The sequence below is a fragment of the Sphingopyxis sp. PET50 genome (genome assembly GCF_025244705.1).
Classification (GTDB): domain Bacteria; phylum Pseudomonadota; class Alphaproteobacteria; order Sphingomonadales; family Sphingomonadaceae; genus Sphingopyxis.
In genome coordinates this window covers 3,411,730-3,423,655 of record NZ_CP104207.1, presented here as the reverse complement: position 1 = coordinate 3,423,655, position 11,926 = coordinate 3,411,730, and the positions used below count along the sequence as shown (strand labels likewise).

General features: G+C 68.8%; 4 protein-coding genes and 3 pseudogenes. 6 read left to right on the top strand and 1 reads right to left on the bottom strand.

Annotation, left to right across the window (positions count from 1 at the left end):
• Positions 1-258: 258 nt before the first annotated feature.
• From N0A20_RS18065 to N0A20_RS18050, 4 genes and pseudogenes are all read left to right on the top strand, one after another.
• Complete coding sequence (locus N0A20_RS18065; protein WP_312846564.1) at positions 259-1,041, top strand: LysR family transcriptional regulator; 783 nt, start codon at positions 259-261, stop codon at positions 1,039-1,041.
• A 197-nt stretch (positions 1,042-1,238) separates the two neighbouring features.
• Positions 1,239-2,027, top strand: a complete 789-nt coding sequence (locus tag N0A20_RS18060) for an ImuA family protein (RefSeq protein WP_260581688.1) — start codon at positions 1,239-1,241, stop codon at positions 2,025-2,027.
• Positions 1,930-3,470 (top strand): annotated as a pseudogene (locus N0A20_RS18055) (Y-family DNA polymerase). Before N0A20_RS18060 ends, N0A20_RS18055 begins: the two are co-directional and overlap by 98 nt.
• Positions 3,467-6,749 (top strand): annotated as a pseudogene (locus N0A20_RS18050) (error-prone DNA polymerase). Before N0A20_RS18055 ends, N0A20_RS18050 begins: the two co-directional pseudogenes overlap by 4 nt.
• A gap of 17 nt (positions 6,750-6,766) precedes the next feature.
• On the opposite strand, the gene N0A20_RS18045 reads toward N0A20_RS18050, so the two are convergent.
• Positions 6,767-7,348 carry a TetR family transcriptional regulator gene (locus N0A20_RS18045; protein WP_260581687.1) on the bottom strand — a complete coding sequence of 194 codons (582 nt, stop codon included), beginning with the start codon at positions 7,346-7,348 and terminating at the stop codon, positions 6,767-6,769.
• Positions 7,349-7,498: 150 nt separating this feature from the next.
• Between N0A20_RS18045 and N0A20_RS18040 the strand changes: the two genes are divergently transcribed.
• Complete coding sequence (locus N0A20_RS18040; RefSeq protein WP_260581686.1) at positions 7,499-8,680, top strand: efflux RND transporter periplasmic adaptor subunit; 1,182 nt, start codon at positions 7,499-7,501, stop codon at positions 8,678-8,680.
• Positions 8,677-11,873: pseudogene (locus N0A20_RS18035) on the top strand (efflux RND transporter permease subunit). Before N0A20_RS18040 ends, N0A20_RS18035 begins: the two are co-directional and overlap by 4 nt.
• Positions 11,874-11,926: the final 53 nt, after the last annotated feature.

The window sequence follows — 11,926 nt, the reverse complement described above, 5'->3', positions numbered from 1 at the left end:
GGCAGCAACTTTGCTGGTTCTCGCTTCGCTCGAACGAGCCCCTCGTCTTCGCTCGGGGAAGCGGAGGACTTTATTCGCAGCGGTCTCTCAAACCAATCCGCCCCGATTGCAAGGGATAGACTTGCAGGGCGATGCTGCATATTTGCAGGCAAATGGACTGGGATAAGCTGCAATATTTCCTGACCGTCGCGCAGCAGGGCACGCTCGCGCGCGCCGGCGCGGCGCTGCAGGTCGATGCGACGACGGTGAGCCGAGCAGGTGAGCGCGCTCGAGACGGCGTTGCAACAGACCTTGTTCGAACGCGCGCCGGGCGGTTTCCTGCTCACGGCGGCGGGCCGCGCGCTCGTCCCGCATGCCGAGGCGATGGCGGCGGCAGCGGCGCGCATCCGCTCGGCCGGCGACGGCGGCGCGGCCTTGTCGGGGCAACTCCGCGTCAGTGTGTCCGAGGGATTCGGGGGCAGCTTCATCGCGCCGCGCCTCGCGGGCTTCGTCGCCGCGCATCCCGAGCTCGAGATCGACCTCGTCGCTTCGTCGGGATTTTTGAATCCGTCGCGGCGCGAGGCCGATATGGCGGTGCTGCTCGCGCGGCCGCGCAAGGGCCCGCTGATCACGCGCAAATTATCCGACTACAGCCTCGGCCTTTATGCGCCCGCGAATCGGACCGACTGGCAGGAAGCGGTCGCCGCGATGCCGCTGTCGCGGGCCGGGGTGCCGGTGATCGGCTATGTCCCCGACATTCTCTACGCGCCCGAACTCGATTATCTGGGCGAGATCGAGCCGGGGCTGCGCGCCGGGGTACGATCGTCGAGCATCCTCGCGCAAAGGCGGATGATCGCGGGCGGCGCCGGGATCGGCGTGCTCCCCTGCTTCCTCGCGGCGGGCGACGCGGCGCTGGTGCGGGTGCGGCCCGAGCAGGTCATCGCGCGCGCCTTCTGGCTGGCGCTCCACCGCGACGTCGCGCCGCAACCCCGCATCCGCGCCTTCATCGACTGGCTCGACGCCGAGGTGCGCGAGAGCCGGGGGTTGTTCGTGCCGGGATAGATTGGGACCAAACAAAGGCCTTTCACCCTCACCCTTCCGGCGCTTCGCGCCTCCCTCCCTCTCCCGCCGGGAGAGGGAAGGGGCCCGTCGGCGAAGCCGGTGGGAAGGGTGAGGGAGATCAGGCCAAGGAATCCCATCCCTGACTCGTCTTGACAAGCGCAGGACGGAAGGCACTAATAGAACAAATCAGGAACATCATGCCCCACGAGTCGCACCCTCATATCGCCGGCCTGCGCCGGCGTCTCGCCCGGATCACCGGCGAGGCCGCACCGCGTGGCACGGCCGCGGGGTGGCTGGCGAGCGGCCATGCGGGGTTCGATGCCGCGCTCCGTGGCGGGCTCGCGACGGGCCGCGTGCATGAATTTTTCGCTGCCGACGCGCTCGACGCGACCAGCGCCGCCGCCTTTGCCGCGCTGCTCGCGCTGCGCACGCCGGGACCGGCACCGCTCGTCTGGCTGCGCACCGCCGACGCCGCGCGGCGCGGCGGGCATATCTACGCCCCCGGCATCGCCGAACTCGGCGGCGACCCCGACCGGCTGCTGCTGATCGAGGCGCCCGATCCGAAACTGCTGCTCGCCTGCGCCAATGACGCGATCCGCTGCGCGGGATCGGCGGCGGTGATCGTCGAAAGCTGGGGCCGATGGCCCGCGCTCGACCTCACCGCCGGGCGGCGGCTCGCGCTCGGTGCGCGCGATGCCGGCACGACGCTGCTGATGCTGCGTCTCGCCGCGGCGCCGAGCCCGAGCGTCGCCGAAACGCGCTGGAGCGTCGCCGCCGCGCCGTCGCGCGCGCTCGAAGCCAATGCGCCGGGGGCGCCCGCTTTCGACCTCGAACTGCTGCGCTGGCGTGGGGGCGCCGCGGGCGGGCGCTGGCAACTGGAATGGCACCATGACGAAAACGCCTTCGGGGACCCGGCGCTATCTGGCGCTGTTCTTCCCGTGGCTGCCCGCCGAGCGGCTCTGCCGCACGGCGCCGCGGCCGCCTGACGCCCCGCTCGTCTTCGCCGAAAAGCAACGCGGCGCGCTCCGCCTCGCGAGCGTCGACCGCGCGGCGCGGGCGGTCGGGCTCGCCCCCGGCATGCCGCTCGCCGACGCGCGCGCGCGGGTGCCCGGGCTGCTCGTCGTCCAGCACGACCCGGTCGCCGACGCCGCCTGGCTCGACCGGCTCGCGCTCGGTTGCAACCGCTACACGCCGCTGGTGGCGATCGACGCGCCCGACGGGCTGATCCTCGACATCGCCGGAGCCGGGCATCTACTGGGCGGCGAGGCGGCGCTGATCGACGATCTGGAGGCCCGCCTCGCCCGTCTCGGCATGACCGTCCGTCCCGCCCTCGGCCCGACCGCCGACGCGGCGCGCGCGCTCGCGCGCTACCAGACGCGCCCCGCCCCCGACGAGGCGCAGGCGGTCCGCCGCCTGCCCGTCGCGGCGCTCGAACTCGATCCCGAGGCGACGACCGCGCTGGTCCGCGCCGGACTCAAGACGATCGGCGATCTCGCGAGCCGCCCGATGGCGAATATCGCCGCGCGCTTCGGCGCCGACGCCGCGAACGCGCTGCGCCGCATCCTCGGCGATGCGCCGAGTCCGCTCGACCCGCGTATCGCGCCGCCGCCCGTCACGGCCGAACGCCGCTTCGCCGAGCCGCTCGGCAGCACGGCGCATGCGACCAAGGTGCTGGCCGAACTGGTGGGCGAGGCGATGGTCGAGCTGGGCGAGCGCGGCAAGGGCGGGCGCCATTTCCGCGCGACCTTCTTTCGCAGCGACGGGCTGGCGCGGAGCATCGCGATCGAGACCGGCCATCCGACGCGCGACACCGCGCTCGTGATGCGCCTCTTCGCCGAGCGGATGGATGGACTCGCCGATCCGCTCGACCCCGGTTTCGGCTTCGACATGATCCGCCTCGCGGTGCCGCGGCTCGAAGCGCTCGGCGCGACGCAGCTCAAGCTCGAAGGCGGCGCGGTGCGCGACGCCAAGATGGACGAGCTGGTCGACCGGATGACGACGCGGCTGGGGCGCGGGCGCGTCCGGCGGCTGATCGCCGCCGACACGCATATCCCCGAACAGGCGCAGCTCGCGCTGCCCGCGATCGACGCGCCGCCGCCCGAACCCTGGCAGGCACCCGAGCCCGGCGAGCCGCTGCAGCGCGTCCCTTCCACCTCTTCGACCCGCCGCAGCCGATCGAGGTGGTCGCCGAAGTCCCCGACGGTCCGCCGCACCAGTTCCGCTGGCGGCGGCAGGCGCATGCGGTGCGCCGCTACGAAGGCCCCGAACGCATCGCCGCCGAATGGTGGCGCCGCCGCGACAATGGCGGGCTGACGCGCGACTATTACCGCGTCGAGGATGCGCAGGGCCGCCGTTTCTGGCTGTTCCGCCACGGGCTGTACGAGGAGAAGGGTCACCCGCGCTGGTATATCCACGGGGTGTTCGCATGAGCGAGGCGCCCGCCCCCGAAGCGCCGCCCGGACCCGGCTTCGCCGAGTTGGTCGCCGCGACCAACTACAGCTTCCTGCGCGGCGCCTCGCACCCCGCCGACATGGTGGCCGAAGCGATCGCGCTCGGCATGAGCGGCATCGGCATCGCCGACCGCAACAGCGTCGCGGGGGTGGTGCGGGCGTGGGCCTTTCTGAAAGATCTGCAGGTCAAGGAGCCCGAAAGCGTCGCGCACTTCCGGCTGGTCGTCGGCGCAAGGCTCGTCTTCGCCGACGGCACCCCCGACATCGTCGCCTATCCGGTCAGCCGCCATGGCTGGGGGCGGCTGACGCGCCTGCTGTCGACCGGGAACCTGCGCGCGGAGAAAGGCGACTGCATCCTCCATCTCGAAGACCTGCTGGAGCATTGCGACGACCTGCTGCTGATCGCGATGGAGGGCAATGAAACGCTGCTCCGCACGCTCAAGCGGGCGAGACCGAAGTCGGTGTGGCTGGCGGCGACGATGCCGCGGTCGGGAGCCGATGCCCGGCGGCTGGCCGCCCTCCGACAAGTGACGGCCGCCACCGGCGTGCCGCTGCTCGCCACCAACGATGCGCTCTATGCGACCGCCGCGCAGCGTCCGCTGCACGACATCGTCACCTGTATCCGCGAGGGCGTGACGGTCTGCAAGGCAGGCCGGCTGCTTCGCGCCAATGGCGAACGCCATCTGAAAGCGCCCGCTGAAATGAAACGTCTGTTCGGCGATTATCCCAAGGCTGTTGGGGAAAGCGCGAAATTGCTCGCCCGCATCCGCTTCGACCTTGCCGACCTGCGCTACGAATATCCGCACGAACCCGTGCCGCCGGGCTGGAAGCCCTTTCCCTATCTCCACCATCTGGTGAAGACCGCAGCGGAAGCGCGTTACAGGACGCCCCTGCCGCCCAGGGTCCGCAAGCTGCTCGCCGACGAGCTGCGGCTGATCAAGAAGCGGCGCTACGTCTATTATTTCCTGACCGTCTACGACCTCGTCCGCTACGCGCGCGCGCAAGAGCCGCCGATCTTGTGCCAGGGGCGCGGCTCGGCGGCCAATTCAATCGTCTGCTTCCTGCTCGGCGTGACCTCGGTCGACCCGATGAAGCACGATCTGCTCTTCTCGCGCTTCGTCTCGGCCGAACGCGACGAGCCGCCCGACATCGACGTCGATTTCGAGCATGAGCGGCGCGAGGAAGTCATTCAGCATATTTATCAGCGCTATGGTCAGGATCGTGCCGCGATCGCCGCGACTGTCATCCATTATCGCCCGCGCAGCACGATCCGCGAGGTCGGCAAGGCATTGGGTCTCAGCGAGGACGTCACCGCGCGGCTCGCCGATACGAGCTGGGGAAGCTGGGGCGACGAGGTGCCGGTCGAACGGCTCGCCGAAGCCGGGCTCAACCCGCATAATGGCGAGATCGGGCGGCTGCACCGCTTCGTCGGGGAACTGCTGAAAGCGCCTCGCCATCTGTCGCAGCATGTCGGCGGTTTTGTGCTCACCGAAGGGCGGCTCGACGAGCTGGTGCCGATCCACAACGCCGCGATGGAGGACCGCACCTTCATCGAATGGGACAAGGACGATATCGACGCGCTTGGCCTGATGAAAGTCGATGTACTCGCGCTCGGCATGCTGACCTGCATCCGCAAATGTTTCGACCTGATGCGCGCGCATGGACTCGGCGACCACACACTCGAAGTCGATATCGATTGCGACGATCCCGAAGTGTACGCCATGCTGCAAAAAGGCGACAGCATCGGCGTTTTTCAGGTCGAAAGCCGGGCGCAGATCAACATGCTCCCGCGCCTGAAACCCGAAATCTTCTACGACCTGGTCGTGCAGGTGGCGATTGTCCGCCCCGGGCCGATCGAGGGCGACATGGTCCATCCCTATTTGCGGCGGCGATGCGGGGAGGAAGCGGTGGAATTCCCCAAACCCGCCGCGCCGCATCCACCCGATGAATTGCACGACGTCCTCGGCAAGACCTACGGCGTTCCCCTGTTCCAGGAGCAGGCGATGAAGCTGGCCATGGTCGCCGCGGATTTCAGCCCCGAAGAAGCGAACGGCCTGCGCCGAGCGATGGCGACATTCCGCAACGTCGGGACGATCGAGAATTTCCGCGAGAAGATGATCGGCGGCATGGTCGCCCGAGGCTATGAGCAGGATTTCGCCGAACGTTGCTTCAAGCAGATCGAGGGCTTCGGCAGCTATGGCTTTCCCGAGAGCCACGCCCAGTCCTTCGCGCGGCTCGTCTATGTCTCGTCATGGATCAAGCATTATCACCCCGCGGTCTTCGCCTGCGGAATCCTGAACTCGCAGCCGATGGGTTTTTATGCGCCCGCGCAACTCGTGCGCGACGCGCGCGAGCATGGAGTCGAGGTGCGCGAGGTCGATGTCAATTTCAGCACATGGGACAACAGCCTCGAACGGCGCGACGACGGCGCGCTCGCGCTGCGGCTCGGGTTCCGGCAGGTCGACGGGTTTCGCGAGGATTGGGCGGAGCAGATTGCCGATGCGCGCACCGCGCCCTTCGCTTCGGTCGAGGAGCTCGCGCGCCGCGCGAAGCTGCCGTCGCGCGCGCTGCGGCTGCTCGCCGAGGCCGATGCGTGCCGGTCGATGGGGCTCGAACGCCGCCCGGCCTTGTGGGACGCGCGGCGGGTTCGGCAGGGGGTGCTGCCCTTGTTCGGCGCCGCCGAAGCCGACGAACTCGGCGCCGAGGCGGACGCGCAGCTGCCCCCCACCCCGCTCGTCGAGCATGTGGTGACCGATTATCAGACGACGCGCCTGTCGCTGAAAGGGCATCCGATGGCTTTCCTGCGCCGCCGCCTCGCCGGCGAGGGCATAGCGAGCTGCCTTCAGGTCGGCGCCGCGAAGAACGGCGCGCTCGTGCGCGCCGCCGGCTGTCGTCCTCATCCGCCAGCGGCCGGGCAAGGGCAATGCGATCTTCATCACGCTTGAGGACGAGGGCGGGATCGTCAACGTGCTCTTGTGGGCGCGGCAATTCGAACGCTATCGCCGCGCCGTCATGGCGTCGCGGCTGATGGAGGTCGCGGGCGAGGTGCAGCGGAGCAGGGAGGGCGTCGTCCATCTGATGGCGAACCGCGTCGTCGACCGCACCGCGCTGCTCGACACGCTCGGCGACACGCCCGTCCACCCCGACCTGTGCCGCGCCGACGAGGTCGCGCATCCACAGCAGCCGCGGGGTTATGCCCAGCGTCACGGCCATCCGCGCAACGTGCGCATCCTGCCCAAATCGCGGGATTTCCACTGATGCGCGGGGCCGCCCGCTCAGCAGGTCAGCGCCGCCGCGAACAGGCAGCGGAAGCGTTCGGTGCATTCGGCGATATCGTCATCGTCCGCGAAGCCATCGACCATCATGATCGTGCGCACCACCCCGACACCCATCAGGATCGCCAGCAGCATGGTGGCGCGCAGCTCGCCATGCTCGCCGCCGATCAGTTCGGTCAGCGGGCCGAGCACGTCATGATGGGCAAGCTCGCGGATGATCTCGCCCGCCTTGGGCGACGAGGCCGAACGGAGCATGATGATGAACATCTCCATCCGTTGCTGGAGATTCTCGTCGGCATCCTCGACAACGAGTTTCGCGAGGAAACCGGGCAGTTCCTCGACGCTCTTGGGTTCGCGGAACATGTCGGGCTTGTCGTCATGCTGGACGACGGCGCGGAACAGGCCTTCCTTGCCGCCGAAATAGCGGCTGATCAGCGCGACATCGACCCCCGCGTCGCCGGCGATATCGCGCAGGCCGACGCCATCGTAGCTTTCGCGCAGAAAACGCTGGTGCGCCGCCGCCAGGATCGCCGCGCGGGTCGCGACGGCGTCGCGCCTCTTGATGATGATCTCTCTCTTCATGGACCGACCATATCGACACCGAAAATTAAATCAACACCTGTTGACTTGGCAATGAACGCGGATTAATCGGCAAAGTCTGGCATCGCGCGGCGCCTCCCCCCTCCCTGCCGCGCGATGCCGGACCGCCCTGACAAGAAAAGATATAACGCCATGCCCTTGCGCCTCTCCCTTGCGCTCCCGCTATTCGTGTCGCTGATGCTCGCCGCCTGTTCGGGCGGCGGCGAGGCGCAGGGCGGGCCGCCGCAACTGCCCGTCACCACCGCCGCGCCGCTGGTCCGCGAGATCACCGAATGGGACGATTATGTCGGCCGGTTCGAGGCGATCGACAGCGTCGAGGTACGCCCGCGCGCCTCGGGCTATCTGCAGCGCAGCCATTTCACCGACGGCCAGTACGTCCGCGCCGGGCAGTTGCTCTTCACCATCGACGCGCGCCCGGCCCAGGCCGCGCTCGACCAGGCGCGCGCGCAACTCGCCCGGGCACAGGCGACGCTGGCCAATGCGAAGACCGAACTCGCGCGTTCGACAACGCTCGCCGCGTCGCAGGCGGCGAGCCAGGAAGAGGTCGAGCAGCGCCGCGCCGCGGTGCGCACCGGCGAGGCCGATGTCGCCGCCGCCAATGCGGCGATTCGCGCCGCCGCGCTCAACGTCGGCTTCACCCGCGTCACCGCGCCGATTTCGGGCCGCGTGTCGCAGCGGCTGGTCGATCCGGGCAATGCGGTGACCGCCGACCAGACGATCCTGACCACGATCGTGTCGACCAGCCCGATCCACTTCAGCTTCCAGGGGTCGGAGGCGAACCTGCTCGATTACGAGCGGCGCGGCGACACGCTGCAGGGCGCGCCGGTGCGCATCAAGCTGCAGGGCGCCGACGATTACAGCCTCGGCGGCCGGATCGATTTCGTCGACAACGCCCTGTCCAACGGGTCGGGCACGATCACCGTGCGCGCGGTGGTCCAGAACCCCGACGGCAAGCTGCGCCCCGGCCTGTTCGGCCAGCTCCAGCTCGCCGCCTCGGCGCCGCGCCCCGCCTTCCTGCTCCCCGACACCGCGATCGTCACCGACGGCCCGCGCCGCATCGTCTATGCCATCGGACCCAAGGATGTGGTGCAGGCGCGCCCGGTGACGCTCGGCACGCTCGTCGGCGGACTGCGCGTCATCAAGAGCGGCGTGAGTGCGAAGGACCGCATCATCGTCGGCGGCATCCAGCGCGCGATGCCGGGCAAGCCCGCCAAGGTGCAGGCGGGCACCATCGCCCCCGACGGCAAGGTGCTGACACCGAAGGCGGCGCCCGCCGCGAAGACCAAGGCTGAAGGCCAAGGGGCGGCCAAGTGAATTTCAGCCGTTTCTTCGTCGACCGCCCGATCTTCGCGGCGGTCATCGCGATCTTCATCACGCTGATCGGCGCCTTTGCCTATCCGCAGCTGCCGCTCGCCCAATATCCCGAGATCGCGCCGCCGACGATCAATGTCACCGCCGCCTATCCCGGCGCCTCGTCCGAAACGATCGCCGAGACGGTCGCCTCGACGCTGGAGCAGGAGATCAACGGCGTCGAGGACATGCTCTATCTGCAGAGCAGTTCGACGCAGGGGCAGGTGCAGATCACCGTCACCTTCCAGCCCGGCACCGACCTCGATGCCGCGCAGGTGCTGGTGCAGAACCGCGTCGCGCTCGCCGAGCCGCGCCTGCCCGAACAGGTGCGCCAGATCGGCGTGCAGGTGAACAAGCAGGAATCGGGCTTCCTGATGATCGTCGCGCTGACTTCGAGCGACCCCGCGATCGACGTCGATTATGTCGGCAATTACGCAAATTCGACGCTGCGCGACCGGCTGCTGCGTCTCGAAGGTGTCGGCGGCGTGCAGATTTTCGGCGGCGGTTTCTATTCGATGCGGATCTGGATCGACCCCGACAAGGCGGCGGCGCGGGGCCTGACCGCGCCCGAAATCGTCGCGGCGCTGCAGAGCCAGAACGTTCAGGTCGCCGAGCGGGTCGGTCGGCGCGCCGCCCTATGGCAAGGGCAATCCCGCCTTCGAGCTTCCCGTCCAGGTTCCCGGCCGCCTCGTCAGCCCCGACCAGTTCGCCAATGTCGTGATCAAGACCGACACGGCGAACGGCGCGATCACCCGGGTCAAGGACATCGGCCGCGTCGAGCTCGGCGCGCAGGATTATGGCATCCGCGGCCGCTTCAACGGCCAGCAGGGCGTCGGCATGGCGGTGATCCAGCAGCCGGGCGCCAACGCGCTCGACGCCGCGAACCTCGTGCTCCAGGAGGTCGAGGCGGCGTCGAAGGATTTCCCGCCGGGGCTCGAATATTCGATTCCCTACAACCCGACCGAATATGTCGAGGCGTCGGTCGAGGCGGTGCAGGAGACGCTGGTCGAGGCGATCTTCCTCGTCGTGCTCGTCGTGCTCGTCTTCCTGCAGACCTGGCGCGCCGCGATCATCCCGATCATCGCGATCCCGGTCGCGCTCGTCGGTACCTTCGCCGTCCTGCTCGCGCTCGGCTTCTCGATCAATTCGCTGTCGCTGTTCGCGCTGGTGCTCGCGGTCGGCATCGTCGTCGACGACGCGATCGTCGTCGTCGAGGCGGTCGAAAAGCATATCCGCGAGGGGCTGACCCCGCGCGAGGCCGCGCACCGGACGATGGACGAGGTGTCGGGCGCGCTGGTCGCGATCGGGCTGGTGCTCGTCGCGGTGTTCGTGCCGACCGCCTTCGTCCCCGGCATCCCCGGCATCTTCTATCAGCAGTTCGCGGTGACGATCGCCGCCGCGACGGTCTTTTCGCTGCTCACCTCGCTGACGCTGTCGCCCGCGATGGCGGCGCTGCTGCTGCAACCGCACGAGGAGCATCACGAACCGCCGAAGAACCCGGTCATGCGCTTCATCCGCAGCGCCGCCGACAGGTTCAACCGCGGCTTCGACACATTGTCCGACCGTTACGGCCGCACCACCGCGTCGCTGGTCCGCAAGACGACGGTCATGCTCGCCATCTATGCGGTGCTGCTCGCGGCGACCGGCTGGCGCCTCACCGCGACCCCGACCGGCTTCATTCCCGACCAGGACCAGGGCATCCTGATCGGCGTCGTCCAGCTGCCCCCCGGCGCCTCGCTCGACCGCACCAGCGAGGTGCTCGAACGCGCGCAGAAGGAAGTCGCCAAGGTCGAGGGCGTGAGCAATATCGCGACCTTCGCCGGGCTCGACGGCGCCAGCTTCTCGGCTGCGTCGAACAGCCGGCACGATGTTCGTGCGGCTGACCGACTGGGACGAGCGCGGCAAAAAATTGAGCGCCGCCGCGCTGTCGCAGCAATTGTCGGGCGTGCTCGCGAATGCGCTGCCCGAAGCGCAGGCCTTCGTCATCGCGCCGCCCGCGGTGCAGGGGCTTGGCAATGGCAACGGCTTCACGATGATGCTGCAGGCGCGCGACGGGCAAAGCTACAAGGAGCTCGAACAGGTCACCGGCGCGATGATGGGCGGCGCGGCGCAGATGCAGGACGTGAGCCAAGTCTTCTCGCTGTTCAACACCGGAAGCCCGCGCATCTTCGCCGATGTCGACCGCGACAAGGCGCAGATATTGGGTGTCGACCCGAGCCAGGTCTATGCCGCGCTCGGCACCTATCTGGCGTCGACCTATGTCAACGACTTCAACTTCCTCGGCCGCACCTTCCGCGTCACCGCACAGGCCGAACCGACATCGCGCGCCGGCATCGAGGATGTCGGGCGGCTGCAGGTGCGCTCAACCTCGGGCGAGATGGTGCCGCTGTCGTCGGTCGCGACCTTCCGCGACGACAGCGGGCCGACGCGTGTCGTGCGCTACAACCTCTTCCCCGCGGTCGAGCTGCAGGGACAGGCGGCGCCGGGGGTCTCGTCGGGCACCGCGCTCACCGCGATGGAGGGCCTCGCCGACAGGACGCTGGCGAATGGCTTCGCCTATGAATGGACCGGCCTCGCCTATCAGCAGAAGGCGGCGGGCAGCAGCTCGGCGCTGATCTTCCTGCTCGCGGTGGTGTTCGTCTTCCTCGTGCTCGCGGCGCAATATGAATCGCTGCCGCTGCCGCTCGCGGTGATCCTGATCGTGCCGATGTGCATCCTCGCCGCGATGATCGGGGTCAATCTGCGCGGCATGGACAATAATATCCTGACCCAGGTCGGGCTGGTCGTGCTGATCGCGCTCGCCGCGAAGAATGCGATCCTGATCGTCGAATTCGCCAAGCAGGCCGAGGAAGCCGACGGCATGAACATCTACGACGCCGCGGTCCACGCCGCGCGCTCGCGCCTGCGGCCGATCCTGATGACCAGCTTCGCCTTCATCTTCGGCGTCATCCCGCTCGCCACCGCGTCGGGACCGGGGCAGGAGATGCGCCAGTCGCTCGGCACCGCGGTGACCTTCGGCATGCTCGGCGTGACGATCTTCGGGCTGATCTTCACCCCGCTCTTCTACGTCCTCTCCCGCCGCCTCGGCGACCGGGCGACCCGTTATTTCCGGCGCGGCCGGGACCGGAGCGGCGCGACGCCGGTGGAGACGCTGTGATGATCCGCACCCCGCTCATCGCCGCCGCGAGCGCGCTCGCGCTCTCGGCCTGC